The 19,914-nt window shown below is 39.3% G+C and carries 7 protein-coding genes; all 7 read left to right on the forward strand.

The annotated features are described in order from the left end of the window. Positions 1-498: 498 nt before the first annotated feature. On the forward strand, positions 499-10,173 hold the full coding sequence (locus HUW51_RS06465; RefSeq protein WP_185273169.1) for a malectin domain-containing carbohydrate-binding protein: 9,675 nt from the start codon (positions 499-501) through the stop codon (positions 10,171-10,173). A 245-nt stretch (positions 10,174-10,418) separates the two neighbouring features. Continuing rightward, positions 10,419-10,787 carry a hypothetical protein gene (locus HUW51_RS06470; protein ID WP_185273170.1) on the forward strand — a complete coding sequence of 123 codons (369 nt, stop codon included), beginning with the start codon at positions 10,419-10,421 and terminating at the stop codon, positions 10,785-10,787. A gap of 303 nt (positions 10,788-11,090) precedes the next feature. After that, positions 11,091-12,341 (forward strand): TCR/Tet family MFS transporter, encoded by a 1,251-nt coding sequence (locus tag HUW51_RS06475; protein ID WP_185273171.1) that lies wholly within the window; start codon positions 11,091-11,093, stop codon positions 12,339-12,341. Between the two features lie 1,490 nt (positions 12,342-13,831). Continuing rightward, positions 13,832-14,611 (forward strand): polysaccharide biosynthesis/export family protein, encoded by a 780-nt coding sequence (locus tag HUW51_RS06480; protein WP_185273172.1) that lies wholly within the window; start codon positions 13,832-13,834, stop codon positions 14,609-14,611. Between the two features lie 15 nt (positions 14,612-14,626). Beyond that, complete coding sequence (locus HUW51_RS06485) at positions 14,627-16,969, forward strand: GumC family protein (protein ID WP_185273173.1); 2,343 nt, start codon at positions 14,627-14,629, stop codon at positions 16,967-16,969. Positions 16,970-17,247: 278 nt separating this feature from the next. Then, on the forward strand, positions 17,248-18,708 hold the full coding sequence (locus tag HUW51_RS06490; protein WP_185273174.1) for a lipopolysaccharide biosynthesis protein: 1,461 nt from the start codon (positions 17,248-17,250) through the stop codon (positions 18,706-18,708). 212 nt (positions 18,709-18,920) lie between these two features. Further along, a complete protein-coding gene (locus tag HUW51_RS06495; RefSeq protein WP_185273175.1) occupies positions 18,921-19,808 on the forward strand; it encodes a glycosyltransferase in 888 nt (295 codons plus the stop codon). Positions 19,809-19,914 lie beyond the last annotated feature (106 nt).

A 19,914-nucleotide genomic window follows, 5' to 3' on the forward strand; every position in this document is an offset into this window, starting at 1 on the left:
ACAAATAAGCAATAAAAGCAGGAACATCATTCCTGAATAAAAATAATTAGCGGTATTTCAGGGTTAGTTCCAATAAAAAAATAAAAATAATCCAGCCTCTAACTGATTGATCTACAATATAGAAAAAAGCAGATTAAAATAATTTTAAGTAAAAATTAAAAATTTTAGATATAAAATATAAAATCAGCACTATTCTTGTTTAAATGTTTCAAAATAGTCTTGAATAATTTCAAAGCGATAAATAAAACAGGTTGTTAACTTTTAGATAATATTAAATAGCACATGGGAAAATAAATACATACTATAAGATTATATCGGCATTTATATGCTAAACAGCCTCCTACTATCAAATTAAGCTACTTTTTACTTACTCAATTCCAATATTAAAATTTAATCTATGCTGCCTACCCGGTTTAATTAAGACTTTGTGGGCAAATTTTATTTAATAATAAAAAAATTAATATCACTTTATTTAAATTCTCCTAAAACTAAGTACTCATGAAAAAAGGATACTCCTTTATTCAAAATCGAACGCCCAATAGTACGCGTTATTGGTTATTGCTAATTCTGCTTTCTTCAGGATTATTATTTAGTTGGCAATCTAATGCCTTAGATCAGGCCCGTAAGTATACGTTTGGGCTGGCCAACACCATTATTTCGAACATTAATAATGCTGTTGTCAACGCTGCTCCGGTTATTATAGCTTCGCCAGAGGCTCAAACCATTACTGCCGGCAAAACTTTTTCTTTTCATACAGGAACATTTTCTGATCCGGATGCTGGCGATGAGTTAACTTATACAGCTACTTTATCGGATGGGAAAGCACTACCAGCCTGGTTGCAATTTAATGCGGCTACGCAAACCTTTAGTGGCACGGCGCCCAGCACCGCTGGTCTTTCTGTAATCCGGATTACGGCTACCGATAAATTGCAAGCTTCTATCAGTGCTTCTTTTTCAATAAACGTTGAGAAGGAAGCTCCAGTAGTAGCTTGTTCGCCTTTGAGTGCTTTACCTTGTTCCGACATAGGAGTATCATTGCCTTACATGCTGATTTTTAATAGCAGCGAAGGCGGCTTAGCAGATAAGAACGGGGCCAAAATAGGTTTTACGATGGTGGATGCACCTTCGGCTCGTTTAGCAGCTGATGGCACTCCTACAAATCCAGCCGTACCCGGTTATGAACCCGGCAGATTAACGCTCGATCCATCTGGTAGCGGTAAACTTACCATTACCACCTCTCCTGGCATCGCTTTCTTACGCAATGGTAGCACTTCTACCACTACTAGTGCTACTAACTCCCAGTTAAATGCTTTGGGTGTTGGGGTAGAAGCAAGTCAGCAAGATATAGAAATAGAAACCACTTTGTTACAACCTGCCGCTGGCACCAACAAATCAGAGCAAGCTGGTTTATGGTTTGGTTTAAACGAAGATAACTTTGTAAAAATAGTTGCTGTATCTTCTACTTACGGCAGAAACAATTTTGAATTCCGGCGCGAGGTTAACGGCTTATCCTCTAATACCAGTGCAGCAGATAAAATTATTACTGCTACTCCTGTTGTTTTAAGTAAAAGCATTGTAAAATTAAAGTTGATAGTTAAACGCGGGGCAACTGCTACCTCCAACGGTACCATCGAAGGCCGGTATACTGTTGATGGCAACACGGAAGTATCTATGGGTACTTTTGAGCTGCCAGCCAGCTTTATTACAGGCAAACAAGTAGGAGGCAAAAACCTTTCATTTGCCGGTATATTCGCTTCGCATCGCCTGGCTACTACTCCGGTTAATTACTCGTTTGATGATTTCAGCATTAAAGCATTAAACAACCCGGCTACTAAAACGCTAACCTTTTTGCCAAATGCGCTCGACTTTACCGCCGTACAAGGAGGAACCGTAACTGCTAAATCTACCGTTCTTTCAGCTAACCAAGACCAACCCGGTGTTAGATTTACTCCAACTACAGCCAGTTGGTTAACTTTGCCAAGTGCGGCCCTGGGTACCGTAACTTTTAATTCCAACAACATTAGCTCTACCATGAGCCCAGGCTTATACGAAGCTAAAGTTGTTGCTACTGCCGATGGTTACGAGCCAGCGGTACTTACTATTAATTTAAATGTAACCTCGCCTGCTGTTGCACAGGAAATTAAAGTTAATTTCCAAGATGCAACCACTGTACCTCCTACGGGTTGGGTGCGCGATTATGGCCAACCATTTGGTTTAAAAACAGGTCCTTACCAAGACGGCAATCTGGAATATGGTTGGAGAAAACGTTCTGACGGCACTGAATTAGATCTATCGGTACCGGGTAATGGCAGAAACCGGAACCCTAGCCTGAGCAAACCTATTGATGTATTGCAAGCTACGGTAATGCACATGCAGGCTAATGATATTGCCAGCTCATTTACCGGTACTAAAACCGAAGGTTATTGGGAAGTTAAAGTAGCAAACGGCCAGTATGACGTTACCGTTAGCGCTGGTGATGCTTTACCAAGCACCACCGTACCTCCCGTACCAGAAATCCATAGTTTAAATGTGGAAGGTGTAAGTGCCATTAGCGGCTTTATACCAAGCGGAACAAAAGGCAGCGCCACCCGGTTTAAATCAAACAAAGTTCGTGTAACTGTTACCGATGGCTATCTTACTATTAACGCCGATGGGGGTACCAACACTAAAATAAATTCTGTTCATATCTTACCAGTAGATACCAAACCGTATCTGCTATGGTCAACCAGCTCCCACAACTTAGTAATTGAGAAAGGCACCACCACTAGTAAAACCTTTTCTCTGGACTTAAGCAACTCCGGTACCCAGGAGAATTTACCGGTTTCTTTAAGTGCCACTTACAATGCAGGCGCTTCCAATTGGTTAAGTTTTAACGCCACACACAATAACAGTGAACCCAACGTAATCTTTGATTATACCGCGGCTAAAAATCTACCAGAAGGCACTTACTCTGCTACCATACTGGCATCTGCAGCTGGTTACAGCAGCGCTAGTACTACAGTGCAAGTTAGCGTTGTAGCTTCTGGCAGCAATCAGCCTTACGTTATTTCTTCTACGCCAGCTAACGGTGCCACTAACGTAAGCGTGAATACTTCCAGCATAGCAGCTAACAACTTATATGTACCAGAAGTTGCCGGTTTTAAAGGCGGGGTAGATAATTCTACTTTAAATGCTTCTTCGGTAAAAGTATTAAAGGTAACTGGCAGCGTTACATCCGAAATACAAGGAGTGATTCAGGGAACTGGTGGTGGAGATGCTATCAGCTTTTCTCCAACCTATGCGCTGGAACCCAATACCACCTATAGATTCGTAATTACCAGTGCTGTTAAATCTTACAGCGGCGCTGCCTTTATTCCTTACCAGGCTACTTTTACTACCGGCAGCGTATCAACGCCAAATGGTTCAAATTCTATAGAATTTGCTAAACAAACCATCCCCGGAACTACCGGTAAAAAGTATACCAGCTTAACCTTTGGCCCGGATGGTAGATTTTATGCCCTGCGTTTAGACGGAGTAATCGAACGCTTTAATGTAAATCGTGAAACCGGCATGTTATCAGGCTTGGTTGAAATTACCTCGCTGGTAGTAAAACGCGGTGCCCGTTCTGCCGTTGGTTTAACTTTTGATCCTTCATCTACGGCCTCTAACTTAATTGCCTGGGTGTCACATTGCAGCGCTGGCTTAACAAATGCCCCTGAGTTTGATGGTAACTTATCCCGGCTTTCTGGCCCCGATTTAGGCAGTGAAGAACTGGTTGTAACTAAATTACCGCGTTCTCAAAAAGACCACCTGGTAAACAACATTGTTTTTGGTCCGGACAAAGCCTTGTATTTTTGCCAAGGTAGCAACAGCTCCATGGGAAGATATGATGGCACCTGGCAGCGTGATGAGAGTTTGCTGGCTGGTAGCGTATTGCGCTTAGACTTAACTAAATTAACTGGCATAACTTTGCCTTTAGATGTTAGAACCACCGCTAACCTAAGTGTAATTAACTCCGCTCCGGCTAACAATATCCGGATGTCTGATGGCACTTACAACCCTTATGCTATCAATTCTCCGCTTACTATCTACGCTTCTGGAGTACGTAACGCGTACGATTTATTATGGCATTCAAATGGTCAGTTATACGTACCTACTAACGGTTCAGCCGCCGGAGGTAACTCACCGGCTTCCGTAACCGGTACCCGTCGGCCAGATGGTACGTTCTATAACGGCCCAGCCATACCTGCCACCAGCTCCATACAAGTACAACCAGACTGGTTATTCCGGGTTAACCCATTAAAACCAGTAGGCTTCTTTGGTCATCCTAACCCACTTCGGGGAGAATACGTGGCACACCGTGGCTATGTAGATAATCCAAAATATCCTTCTACTATTGTGCCAGACGCAAATTACCGGGGCGCTGCATTTGACTTCGAGTTAAACAAATCGCCAAACGGCGTTATTGAATACAAGAGCAATAACTTTGGAGGAGCCTTAAAAGGCAGAATTTTAGTGTGCCGCTTTAGTGGTGGTAGCGATATTATCGTGCTGGAGCCCGGCTCCATGGTAAAAGACCCTTCGGTTAATTCAGCTACTGCCAACGATAAAATATATGATATTGTAAAATCGCAAACTGGCTCCGGCACTAACGGTATTACTGGTTTAGGTGGTTTTGTTAACCCGCTGGATCTAACCGAAGATGTTCAAACCGGTAATTTGTACGTAATTGAGTATAACTGGAATAATACCTCCGGCAAAACTGCTCAAATTACGTTGCTAAAAGCTACAGCAGTTTCCGCACAAACAGGTATTGCCACCGTAAGCCCAACTGAAATTATTGATAACGATGTAGTAGGTGGTGCTGCTGGCCAAAACCATACTATTACCGTTGCCAACACCGGTAACAGCACTTTACAGGTAACAGGCTTGGTATTGGATGGGGTCGATAAATCTCAGTTTCAATTAGTAGGCGCGCCTACGCCAACCACGGCCTCTCCGGTAGTTATTGCCCCTAATAGCGCTGTTACTTTTAACGTAGCGTTTAATCCTACTTCTACTGGTGTTAAAACTGCCAAAATAGTTGTTACCAGCAATAATAATGCGGTTAAAGAAGTAACATTAAAAGGTTTAGGCACAACCGGTTTATCTGGCACTAACGAACCATCTTTGCAAGCGGTACTGGATGTACACGGCATTAAAGTGAACGTGGGAGACGATAATAAATCTACCAATATCATTCATAGCACCAATTTTAAAGCGCCTTTATTGGGCGAAGAAGTAGCCGCGCAACAATTTATCCGGGCTGAAGATGGACCAGTAACCATTAAGCCATTGTCGGTGTTTGGCCCACAGCATACCGGTGGTATTGTAACTGCTTTTGGCTGGTACAACTCTGGTAATGCTAATGCTAAAAACGAATTGTTTTCTGTGGCTAACAGTAGCTACCAGACTGTTGATGTACAAACTACTGGAAACCTCTCTTTTGATCCGGGCAGTGTTAGCTTTGGTTTCTATTCCCGTTGGCCTTATTTTGAAAACCGGCATTTATATAGCGAAGATGCCCTGAATACTTTTACTGGTGCCATTCCGCATCACGTACGGATATATCCGCTTAAAAATGCAGATGGTACCTTAGTAGAGAATGCTTATATTATTGCCACTGAAGAACATGTTTCCGGCTATGATTACCAGGATATAGTGGTAGCTGTATACAACGTAAAACCTGCCAACCAGGTTGTTGCCAAAAAGCTTACTTTCTCCGGCGAATCTTTAGCTTTTAGCTTAACCACAGGTACTCCTACTCCGGCACAAACAATTACTTTAACCGCTAGCACCGGTACTCCTACAGTAGTCCTTACACAATCAGAAGGTAGCCAATGGTTAACTATACCTAATGCTGGTTTAGGCACCCTGTCCTTTAATGTTCAAGATGCCAACCTGAGTCCAGGTACTTATACCGCTACTGTTACAGCTTCGGCAGAGGGTTATTCAACCACTGCCTTTACCGTAAGTTTAGAAGTAAAATCGACTGGTGGTACGCCAAAGCCGAGCAATGCGGCAATGATAGTAGAAAATTTAAATAAATTTCCTGCTAACGATCGGCTTACCTTTTCATTAATCCAAACGCCGTGGCGCAGAACTAGTCCTACTATTACGCCCTACAACCAAAACCATGATAGCGTAACAGTAAGAATCAGTAACCGTGGTTCCGGAGCACTTAGCGTAAATAACTTAGTTCTTTCTAACACAAGCGCCTGGAAAATTGCTGCTGTGAATAATGAGCCGTATAACGCTGCCACTAAACTGCCTATTACTATTGCACCAGGCGGTTCTGTTGAGGCGACCATTCAGTTTGTTGCTAAATTATCAAGTGGTCGGATTAAAATCTTTAATGATACATTATCCATACTATCGAACGATGATTTAGAGCCTAAGAAGAAATTTGTGCTGCACGGTTTGTGGCAATACAAAGGCGAAGGTGCAAACGAACCTTACCTGCAGGAAATAGTGAATGCTTTTGGCTTTAAAACCAATGTTGGTATTGGCAAAACAGATGGCAACGAGGGAACCAAAATAATTGCCAACTCGGATGAGATATTTTCACAATACTTTGTACGGGCAGATGCCACTAAGCCGGCCTATGCTATTCAAATGGCTGCTTACCATGGTTGCTGCGCTTCCGTAGAAACACTTCAGTGGTTTGCTCAAGGTGCAACTACGCATACGAATATACTAAGACACCGTGCCCTCGATGGTCAAACCTTGTTACCTTATAAAGAGAGCGCAACTATAGTACAAGCCGAAGCATCATTCTCTCCTACTACTCCTTTTGGCTTTAAAGTTAGTTCATCTTATAGCGATCTTTCCCGTAACGGAGAAGGTAGAATAGGTATCCGGGTTTACAAAGCCATAGATCCGAAAGGCAATATAATTCCGAATGCATATATTGTTGCCCACGATTACATCAATAACCCAGGTGTAACTAATTACGACTACCAGGACAATGTTTACTTTGTAAGCAATATCAAACCAGCGGAAGGCCCGGCTTACTACTCCGAGTTAGCTGCTGCTCCATCGGCATACGACTTTGGTTCTGGTCGTGTAGGCACAACTACAACCCAAGCCATTAACCTGAGCAACTTAGGCAAAGTTTATGCAACGGGTAGTGACCCAGCAGTTACTATTAAAAGCTTAGAAATAAGCGGTATTAACGCTTCCGACTTTACAGTTTCCGGATTAACTACATCCACTTTAGCTGCTCAGGCAGGCGCCACAGTTAACGTTTCCTTCCGGCCAACTAGCCAAGGCATTAAAAATGCGGCGTTGCTGGTACATTACAATAACTCGACCTCGCCATTACGTATTCCACTTTATGGAACCGGCGACAATGACTGTGCGGCTATTACTGTGGTAAAACGGATTAAAGGTGGTGCCGATGCAGTAGTAACCATTAACGGAAAACAATGGGAAGCAGATAAAGCCTACCGTCAGGGTTCTGTACAATTAGACAAACCTGCCGTTACCCCGATAGCTGGCACCGAAGATGATGTTTTATACCAAACTTACCTTTCCGCTAGCGCTAACCTGGCCGAAACCCGTTATCAAATTCCGTTAGCGAATGGAAATTATATGATTCGGCTACACTTTGTTGAGAACTACTTTACTACTGGCGGAAGCCGGGTATTTAGTATTGCCGTAGAAGGTGAAACCCGTCTCGCTAATCTGGATATTTTCCGGGAAGTTGGTTATAAAGCTGCCTTAGTGAAAGATTTTGAAGTAACCTTAACCGATGGCCAGTTAAATTTAAAATTCAACCCTACAGCTAACCGGGTAGCACTTGCTGGTCTCGAAATATTTGCAGTATCTGGTAGCCAAAGCACTTTAGTTCTTAACCAGAATACCATTACAGGAGCAAGTTGTAATGCTAACAACGGTTCTATTACCTTAAGTGCAACCAACACCACTTCAACTGACCTGCTATATAAATTAGGCATGAATGGTACTTACCAGGCTTCACCTGTATTTAACAACTTGGCCGCTGGAACCTATACTTTTTACGCCAAAGAAAATAAAGCTGGTGGATGCGAAACATCAAAAGCTTTTGTTATTCCGGCGCAAGAAAATAATTTAAGCTTTACGCTTACTGCACCTGTTATTTCCTGCGAAGCAAATACGGGCACTGCTACCATTGGCAATATTACTGGTGGGTCAGGTAACTATACCATTACCTGGAATACCACTCCTGCACAAACCGGAACTACTGCCACTAACCTGACTCCCGGGGTGTATACAGTAACGATAACAGATGCGTCAGGCTGCAGCAAAACCCAGAACTTTACTGTTACCCGCAATCAAAACTGTAATGTTACTGCTGACGCCATCCGGATAAATGCTGGCGGAACAGCCTTCACAACCTCAGATAACCGGACGTTTATGGCGGATGCTTACTACGGCGGAGTAGACCGGATTGCTACCCCAAGCACAGCCGCTATTGCCAACACCGAGGAAGATGTTCTGTACCAGAATTACCGGTCAGCTACCAACTTTAACTACAGCATACCGGTGCAAAATGGCACGATGAATGTGGTGCTGCACTTTGCCGAAGTTTACTTCACCGCATCTGGTAAGCGCATGTTTAACGTAGATATCGAAGGTGCCCGTAAGTTAACCGACTACGACATCTTCGTGAAAGCAGGAGGTGCCCTGAAAGCAGTTCAGGAGACCTTCCAGGTAACAGTTACTGATGGGGTGTTGAACATTGATTTCACCAGTGGCAAAGTAAACATGCCTGCCCTGGCTGCTATTGAGGTAATACCGGCAAATACTACTCCGGTAAACCAAGCACCGGTATTAGCTACCATTGGCAATAAAACAACTACGGTTAATCAAACCATCAGCTTTACAGCCAGTGCCACAGACGCAGATGCTAATCAGATTAAAGCATACTCTTTAGTAAACGCTCCTACTGGCGCAGTTATTAACGCTTCAACAGGTATGTTCACCTGGACTCCTACACAAGCCGGCACCTACACCTTTACGGTTGTGGTAACCGATAATGGTTCTCCTGCCCTATCGGATGAAGAACTAATTACGATCACGGTAAATGGGCAGACCCCAGAGTTAAATGTTGCTCCAGTATTAGCAGTAATTGGTAATAAAACCGGTACAGTAAACCAGGCAATAACTTTTACTGCCTCTGCTACGGATGCTAACCCGAACCAAACCCTAGCGTATTCTTTAGTAAATGCGCCAAGTGGTGCAGCAATTAATGCTTCGACGGGTGCGTTTACCTGGACTCCAGCTACTGCAGGCACATTTAACTTTACTGTAAAAGTAACAGACAATGGCTCACCGGCTCTAAGCGATGAAAAACCAGTTACTGTAACTGTAAGTAATGTTCCTGTTACAGCTGACGCCATCCGGATAAATGCTGGCGGAGCAGCCTTCACAACCTCAGATAACCGGACGTTTATGGCGGATGCTTACTACGGCGGAGTAGACCGGATTGCTACCCCAAGCACAGCCGCTATTGCCAACACCGAGGAAGATGTTCTGTACCAGAATTACCGGTCAGCTACCAACTTTAACTACAGCATACCGGTGCAAAATGGCACGATGAATGTGGTGCTGCACTTTGCCGAAGTTTACTTCACCGCATCTGGTAAGCGCATGTTTAACGTAGATATCGAAGGTGCCCGTAAGTTAACCAACTACGACATCTTCGTGAAAGCAGGAGGTGCCCTGAAAGCAGTTCAGGAGACCTTCCAGGTAACAGTTACTGATGGGGTGTTGAACATTGATTTCACCAGTGGCAAAGTAAACATGCCTGCCCTGGCTGCTATTGAGGTAATACCACAAGTAGTAAATGGTTCCACATCAACGGGGAATGATCTTTCTTCAGAAGGAAGCAATCTAAGTGCTTATAACAAAGCAACTGTTAACTTATATCCAAATCCGAATCCGGGAGACCAAGTTAATATTGATTTAACTAGCTTCAATTCAAAAGAAGATATTACCTTATCAGTACGGGATTTACAAGGCCGACTCATCCAAGTGAAAACTGTTACTGCTGATGCAGATGGTTCATATAAAGTTAGCCTGGCATTCTCTAACCAATTAGCTCAAGGAGAATATATTATAATTGCAACCAGTAAAACGAAACAAGTTAGCGCCAAGCTACTGGTACGCTAATCCCTCTTCCGGAAGAACTTAATAGTTTGTACTATTAGGTTCTTTAAAATAGTAGTAAAAGCACCCGAAATCATAGACTTCGGGTGCTTTTGTTTTAATACCTGCTTTTAACTAAACCCCATTCTAAAAAATACTAATACTCTACAGAATCGGCTATGCTACTTTGAACAACATTACTAATTTAAATAGCATTATAACAACCTACAGGCATTAACCTGCGTATAGTTTTAGTAAAACATATATCTATGAAAGTAACAGTAAATGAAAAGCCTTTCTTACCAGATGGTCGTCATGTAGTAACGATTACCGAAATAGAAGAAGGTACCAGTGAGAACAAGAACGTACCTTTTATAAATTGCCGATTAGAAAATGAGGAAGGTTTTATAAATCAGCGTTTTTATTTAAGTGAACCAGGCCAGCCAATATTGGCCAGTTTCTTTAAAGCACTGGGTCTGGACAAAACCGAAGTTGACACAAAAGAACTACAAGGGAAAACCCTCTCCGTAGAAGTAGAAGAACGCACCTATACCGATGCTGACGGCAAAGAAAAAACTATTAAACAAGCTACTAATTTTGAGCTTGCCGGAAAGGCTAATATCTCTCATAAAATTTAAAAAATAAAGGAGCTGTTTAGCTCCTTTATTTTTTAAATTTTACATCATTTTATATTCCTACATTCTTACAATTTAGCAACTTTGCATTCCCATTTTTTACGGTTCACCAGACTATAGATTAGTTTTAAATAATTGCCGGTCTGAGAAGTACCGTTATTTAAATCAAAAGCATAATAACTTTCGCTGTATAAATAACTAAGGCAGAGCAAATTTAAGTATCTGGAGTAGTTCTTCCGGTTTTCCGGAGTACTTTATGTTTCCCAAGTCAGTTTTTGAATTACCTTTTAAGATTTATTCGACTTTATGATTGGTAACCGACAAGCAGCCCTAAGCTTTATTTTTGTAACTCTTCTTATTGATGTTATCGGCTTTGGCATTATAATACCGGTTATACCTAAATTAATAACTCAATTAATTAATGGTAATTTGAGCGATGCCTCCCGATATGGCGGCTGGCTGATGTTTGCTTTTTCGGTAATGCAATTCCTATTTTCCCCGGTACTTGGCAACCTTAGTGATCGTTATGGTCGTCGCCCCATTTTACTTATTTCCCTGTTTGGCTTTGCCTTGGATTACTTGTTCGTAGCCTTTGCTCCTACTCTAGCCTGGCTTTTTGTGGGCCGTTTAATTGCCGGCGTAACTGGTGCCAGCATAACAACTGCTACCGCTTATATTGCTGACATTAGCACCCCAGAAAAGCGTGCCCAGAACTTTGGAATAGTAGGTGCTGCTTTCGGATTAGGTTTTATTATTGGTCCTGTTATTGGGGGTGTATTAGGGCAATTTGGTCCCCGGATTCCTTTTCTGGCTGCCGCCGCTCTTACTTTAATTAATTGGTTATACGGCTATTTTATTCTTCCAGAGTCTTTATCACCAGCACATCGCCGGCCATTTAGTTGGAAACGGGCTAACCCTGTTGGTTCGTTGTTACACTTAAAGCGTTATCCGGTGATTATTGGCCTGGTAAGCTGCCTGATATTTATTTACATAGGAGCCCATGCCACACAAAGTACCTGGACTTATTATACTATGGAAAAATTTAAATGGAATGAAACTTGGGTCGGTTACTCCTTAGGAGCCATTGATGTGCTGGTGGCTGGAGTACAAGGCGGTTTAATCCGGTTTATCAATCCGTTGTTAGGGCCTAAACTTTCTGTATACCTGGGTTTAGCATTATATAGTGTAGGCTTTGTCTTATTTGCTTTTGCCACTAAAAGCTGGATGATGTTTGCTTTTTTAATTCCTTACTGCTTGGGCGGGATAGCTGGCCCGGCGGTACAAGGTATTATATCGGGGCAAGTACCCGCTAACGAGCAAGGCGAGTTACAAGGAGCTTTAACCAGTTTACTAAGCTTAACTTCTATTGTGGGCCCACCATTAATGACTAACCTATTCGCTTATTTTACCTCCAACGCTGTTCCAATTTATTTTCCTGGAGCGCCATTTTTAATGGGGGCTTTACTTACATTAATTAGCTTGATTCTTGCCTTACGTTCACTGGCAAATTATCAGACTCCGGTTAATACTCCAGAAGAAGCAATTTCTTCCAGGTAAATGCTGGTAAGTCAATTTTTTAAATTTTAGCTATTTATAGATCAAATTCTAATTTTTTAAAATTTACTATTTACTTGTTCTAACATAACAAACGTGAGTTCGAGATAAGAACTCATCTACCTTTTCACTATGGCGCGGAAGTTACTTCCGTGACTTGTATTTAGGTAAGTGTCAGTTTTCTCTTTCCATTTAAGTAATCGTGGAAGAATTCAAAGAATTCCAAAAGAATTTAACCAGTATGTAGCCAATTATATACTTTTAGAATAACGTAGATGAGGCTGAATTGCTTATTTCGAACTCACGTTAACAAGCTAACATTCATTTTTTTTAATAATCCAGTATAATAGAACCACGTCTTACATTAATTACTTTAGGCGCAGCAAATAGTACTGCTTCGGGCCACTTTTATGAAAAAATTTTTAACTGGCAACGGCTTTCGACAAGTAATGAAAGTATTATTTTCTTTCAATTAAATGGCATTCAATTAGCGATGTTTCTGCACAACGAATTAGCAAACGATACTGGTGTTTCTGGTAATGGAGGTGGTTTTAAAGGTTTCAGTCTTGCATAAAACGTACGCAGCGAGCAAGAAGTAGACGAACTTAGTCTGGAATTAAAAACTAAAGGTGTTACTATCGTAAAAGGCCAGAAAATGTTTTTGGGGCGGTTATAGCAGTTATATAGCCGACCCCGATGGTTACTTATGGGGAATTGCTTTCAACCCTTTCTTACCGCTTGATGCTAATGGCAATGCCATAAACGAGTAAATACTAATTAGCAAAGCAGAATTCTTTTTTCCAAATTTCATGTTATTGAGATTTATGCGATGACGCTTCAACACCTATCTTGCTTTAACATGGAATCATTGCTGATTTTAAAATAAGTACTTACTTGTATTTATAAGTTAGCATACCCATCTAAAAAGCTTGCATTTCTAAATTTACATTGTAAAAAGTATTATTAACAATTTGGTTCACTGATTAAAGTTATAATGTTAAAAATAATAGTAATATAAATTATACCTAACTTGGATTTACCCGTTATAATACTTTGATAATTTAAGAATGGCTTAATCTTTGCACCCACCCTTGGCTTGAAAATATTGTCGGTAAAAGTTTTACAAGACAAGAGATATTAGTGAATAAACATTAAATAAATATAATATATTATTACAACTATATAATTCTGTTATCGTATATTTGTTTTAAAATAAATGTATTTGATTTTAAGTACACTTTGGTTCTAACTTAAGTTATTTGCTGATAAAACCAGCTTATAAAGAAAACAAGGATTAAACTAACTATTACTATAAATTAATCATTATTAAATCAGAAGGTATATCTAACAAAATACCAGATTATAGCTCACTAAATATTTTAAATTTTTAACCTATATTTAATATTTTTTATACTTTTTTTAGGAATTATCTATTTACTTTGTAATTATATTATTAAAACATGCACCAAATTAACGAGAAGTTTACTAGAAGAATGTATAAATTATTTTATGTATTACTCTTAACAGTTGCGTTCTCATGCCGCCCTGGCCGGAATTTAGTTTATTTTAGCGATTTACAAGCAGATAGTGATCAAAGTACCAATATTGTAAATACAATAGAGCCTAAGATACAACCCGATGACTTGCTCTCCATTACAGTAAGTACGCTTAATCCCGAATCAAATGCTTTATTTAATAGTGGTATTTTGTTGCCTAACATCAATAATCCAAATAACATAAGCGGTAATGCTATTAAAGAAGGCTATCTGGTTGATAAAAATGGCTTTATTAGTTTTCCGGTTTTGGGTCAAATTAAGTTAGCGGGTTTATCTAAAGAAGAAGCTACGAAGAAAATGATCTCGGAACTTAAAAGATATATTAAAGGGGAACCAATTGTTAACATTCGCTATTTAAACTTTAAGGTTACTGTTATTGGTGAAGTTAACAGACCTGCCACTTTAGCAGTACCCACCGAAAAAATAAATATTATAGAAGCCTTGGGTATGGCTGGCGACATGACAGTGTATGGCAAACGCGAAAATGTTTTAATTATCCGAGAAAAAGAAGGCAAACGTACGATTACCCGTATTAATTTAAATAACAAAGAAACACTTAACTCGCCTTACTTCTATTTGCAGCAGAACGATGTGGTTTATGTAGAGCCGGATAAGAGCCGGTACAGAGCCGCTCAAGCAAATACCAATAGAACTTATACCTCGGTGGTAGTGGGTATTATATCTATTGCTACTCTTATTATAACAAGATTCTTTTAATTAGTAAATACATATATGGTTAATAGAGAAGTTCTCCCTTTTGAGACAGAGCCAGTAAACCTAAAAAACGTTATAAGTAAATATCTAAAGTACTGGCCCTTGTTTGCGGCGTCTATTGTACTTTGCTTGTGCCTTGCCTACGCTTATTTACTATATGCTACTCCGGAGTATAGTATTGTAAGTACCATTCAAATTAAGGATGATAAAAAAGACCCAGGAGCTGCTAAAAGCGATGCTTTTAACGACTTAGACATATTTGCTTCTACCAAAAATATTCATAATGAAATAGAAGTGCTAAAAGCTAAAAGCTTAATGCAAAGAGTCTTAACTGAACTTTCTATGGATGCCAGCTACTTTGTAGAAGGCCCCATTAAAGCCAAAGAAGTTTACGTTAATTATTTACCTATTAAAGTAGCTGTGCGCCAATTTAATCCATTAGTTTACGACAACCAACGGATTGCCATTAGTCTAGAAGATAAGAATACTTTTACCTTAAAAGATGCTTCTGGGGTAAAAGCTTATAAAATAGGTCAAGAGATCATCAAGCCTTATGCAACTTTTACAGTAAACGCTAATCCTGCTGCTCCAGCTAGCGATGTCAAGTACATTGAGGTTAAGTTTAATAACTTAACAAAACTGGCAAATTCGTATAACTCTAAATTAGAAGTTGCTCCAATTACGAAAGAAACCAATGTACTTTCTATTACTTTAACCGATGCTGTTCCGGAAAAAGGAAAAGATATTATTAACAAACTGATAGAAGTATATAACAAGGAAGCAATGGAAGATAAAAATAGCATTGCCACTAATACTATTCAGTTTATTGATGCCCGATTAAAAGACCTTACCGGCGAATTGTCTGATGTTGAAAGAAACGTAGAAAAATATAAAAGCCAGCAACTATTAACAGATGTAGAAGCCGACGCCCGGTTATCCATCAGTAACGCTAGCGATTATACCAAGCAGTTAACAGATTGGGGTATTCAAATTGATGTATTAACATCTTTGGAAAATTACTTGAAAAAGCCTCGTAGCAGATATGAGTTAGCGCCAAGTAATTTAAACATCAAAGATCCTATCTTACTCGATTTAATCTCTAAATTCAATGCTTTGCAACTGGAGCGCCAACGCATGCTACGCACTACTCAGCTAGATAATCCTTTGGTGCAGAATATAAACGAGCAGTTAGCCAATTTGCAAACTACAATGCTCGAAAACCTGAAAAATATCAAGGGCGGCTTAGTTATCACTCGTAATCAGTTACGTTCTAATTTAAATCAGAATGCCTCCAGAATAAAACAGATGCCGTCTATGGAGCGGGACTTACTCGAAATCAATAGACAACAAGGTATAAAACAAGCGCTTTATCAATACCTGTTACAAAAACGGGAAGAATCTGCTTTATCTTTAGCTGCAACTGTTTCAATCTCCAGGGTAATTGATGCTCCTGCGGCGGGCGACGATCCGGTAAAACCTAGAAAACCATTAATATTCTTTCTAGCATTTATTATTGGGGTAGGCCTTCCTTTTGCTTTTGTCTTTATTAAAGACAGCTTTAACGAAAAAGTTCAGGAGTTTAAAGATGTGGAGCTTGTTACCGCTGCCCCATTGCTTGGCGAAATTTCGCATAACGATACCAAAGAAACCCTGGTAGTAACGGATAAAAGTAGAAGTTTAGTAGCAGAGTTATTCCGCCATAACAGAGCCAATCTGCAGTTAGCTACTCTTGGTCAGGACAACAAAGTAATATTGGTTACGTCCAGTATGGCAGGTGAAGGGAAAACCTTCTTTAGCTTAAACTTAGCTTCCAGCCTGGCCTTAGCCGGCAAAAAAGTAGTTGTTCTGGATTTTGATCTTAGAAAATCAGGATTAACTCAAAATCTGGGAATTCCGAATGAGAAAGGTATTAGTAACTATCTAGCCTCAGAAGTATCATCCATCGATGACATTATAGTTTCTTTACAGACTGTCTCCGGACTTTACGCTATCGGTTCAGGTCCTATTCCTTACAATCCGGCAGAATTAATTCTAACAAATAAAGTTAGCGAAATGATTGAGGAATTAAGAGAAAGATTTGATCATATTGTATTAGACACATCGCCGGTTGGACAGGTAGCGGATGCTTTATCCCTCTCTCCGTACATCGACTCCACTATTTATTTGATGCGGTATAATTACACTTTCAAAGATCAGATAAATATTATTGAGGATATTTATAAAAACAATAAACTCAAGAATCTAATGATGGTGATGAACGATGCCAAGAAGCTAAAAGGCTATGGCAGCTACGGTTACGGTTATGCTGAGGAGAAAAAAACTCCTTGGAAAATGAGATATAAGAATAAGGCTAACGTTTAGTTTTTAAAATTAAAATTTTTTAAATTATACAATCAGAACTAATCTAATAAGTAATAATTTAAAAATAAATGCTTGTTAGGTTAGTTCTGGAATACCACAAGTACCAGTCATTCATATAGAAATAATTAACATTATTTCTCATTTGTAATTGAAAGATAGAGGAATGGCTACAATTTTGCTTTCATCACACCAACACAAAATCACAGGCTCATTATAACACAGCTATTATCTGCTTACATAATGATTAAGCTAATCTAGTATTTATCTCTTATTAAAAAATGGATTCTCAAAACCTGAAAGGTAAAGTAGTAACAGGCGTTTTCTGGAACGTTGTTCAGCTTGTTATAAATAGATCTTTTGACTTTGCTATTAAACTTATTCTGGCCAGGCTTTTATTCCCTAATCAATTTGGGATTGTAGGAATGGCTACCGTATTCACAAGTTTTGTTCAAGTTTTTAATGATTTAGGAATTGGGGCGGCTCTTGTACAACGAAAAGAAGAGCAATTAAGAGAAGAACATTATCATACTTCTTTCTGGACAGGAGTAATATGGTCGGTAGGTATTTATCTTCTGATTTTTTTTGTTGTGGCTCCGTTAGCAGCCACATTCTATAAAGAACCTATTTTAAAAAGTATCATCCCCATACTCAGCATTGGGGTACTATCTAGTCCGATTAACTTAGTACACAACGCCCAATTAACGAAACAAATGAATTTTAAGAAACTTGCTTTTATAAGTAATGTTTCTACCATTTTTTCGGGAGTACTTGCCTTGATTTTAGCTTATTTTGGTTTAGGAGTTTGGGCCTTGGTATTTAACTCAGTTGCCACTTTTATTGTGGCAATGCCTCTCTATTTTAAAGCAACCGGATGGTATCCTAAGTTCATCTGGGACAAACAAGCCTTTCATGATATATTTGGCTTTGGTGTTTACACCACTGGAACCAACTTATTTAATAATCTGATACAAAAAATTGACTATTTACTTATTGGGAAGCTATTAAGCGCATCAGCTTTAGGCACGTACACATTAGCCTTTGTACTTACTGATACTTTTAGAAGCCAGCTGATGAACATTATGAATAAAGTAATGTACCCGGTATATGGCAAAAAACAAGACGACCCTCTCTCCCTAAAACGTTACTATCTAAATGTGGTAAGATATAATAGCATTGTAATTTACCCTATAATGTTGTTTTTAGTTGTATTGGGTGAACCCTTTATCCTTAACTTTTTTGGCAGTAAGTGGCACGATACCATTTTACCTTTAAAAATATTAGCATTATCAGTTATGGTTCATATGATGGTTAACAGCCATGGATCCTTAATTCGTGGACTTGGCCGCCCTAAGTTAGAAATGAACATGCAGCTTTTTAAAGCTATCTGTTTGTACGCGCCTCTTATCTCCTTAGGTATATATAAATATGGCATTATAGGTGCTGCTTTGGCTTATTTAGTAAATAAAGCCTTAGAGGTTATAATTGCGCAGTATTTTTTAAAAAAGCTCTTGAATGTTTCTTTTACAGAATTAATGGTTGCACTAAAAGCACCAATCGTTGCGAGTATGGTAGCATTCGCCATCTCTTATTTGCTTTTTAATGCAAAAGTACATTTTATACTTTGTGCCCTTAGCTTAGCAGCAAGTTATGCGGGTGTAATCTGGCTTTTTATGAAATCTGAACTTACCGTTCAAATTCAACAATTTAAAAACCGGAACAAGAAACAAGTAGCTATTTAGAATTAGTTAAGCCAATAAGTAAGCTTTTCAATAAATAAACTGTCAGACAAATTTAAAAACCTGTTTATACCGTAGTAATCCTAAATCTATTCTGTTTTTAATCTTTTAAATCGTAACACGAACCATTGTAAAGCAGATTAGCTTTTGTAGATAAGAACAAAATTTTAAAAATAATAAGCAGCTTTATCCATATTAATTAAAAAGTAATTTTAATGCCTCTCAATCCATTTATCTCCGTTATAATTCCTACCTACCACGATTGGAAAAGATTATCATACTGCATTGAAGCATTAGATAAACAAACTTATCCTAAAGAATTATTTGAGGTAATTATAGTGAATAACGATCCAAAGGATCAAGTTCCTAAGGGTTATTACCTGCCCAACAATATAACCATTACAGCCGAAAGAGCTTCTGGCTCTTATGCGGCCCGAAATAAAGGTATAAGTTTAGCCAAAGGAGAAATATTTGCATTTACCGATTCAGACTGCATACCTGATGTTAACTGGCTAACCAATGCGGTACAGTTTTTTAAAAAACATCCGGAGTATGACCGGATTGGTGGAAAAGTAGAGTTGTTTTTTTCTAGTTCGCAATACACGCTAGCAGAAGCTTACGAAATTGTATATGCGTTCCGTCAGGATGAAAATGTAAAAAAGGGAAGATCGGTTACGGCCAATATGATTACTAAAAAAGAGGTTCTGGATGCAATCGGTCCTTTTAATCAAGGCATGTATTCTGGTGGTGATTTTGAGTGGGGAGAAAGGGCTTCAGGAAGTGGTTTTAACATTGGCTATGCTCCCGATGTAATCATTAAGCATCCGGCTAGAAAAGAAATAAAGCAAATAATTAAAAAAGCACGCCGGGTAGTTTCTGGGAAAGCAGAGATGGTTAAAAAAAGTACCCTTGAGAAGTATATAAACTTTTTTTACGAAATGCGCCCCCCTTTAAAAGAATTTAAACACATTTTTTCCAGAGGGAAACAACTAAATACCCGATTAAAGCTACTGGTGTTTTTCACCAGGTATAATATAAAAGTTACCCGGGCTTACGAGGAGTTACGCTTAGCCCATGGTGCCAAACCCATGTATGATGCCTAGCAAAGCCTAGTATTCCTTTTATTATCTGTAAAAAAGCACCCTGCAGTTTTATTAATATTTAAAAAGTAAATATTTGCTAATTACCAACACCAAGCATTTTGCTTCC

The sequence above is a fragment of the Adhaeribacter swui genome, assembly GCF_014217805.1.
Lineage (GTDB): Bacteria > Bacteroidota > Bacteroidia > Cytophagales > Hymenobacteraceae > Adhaeribacter > Adhaeribacter swui.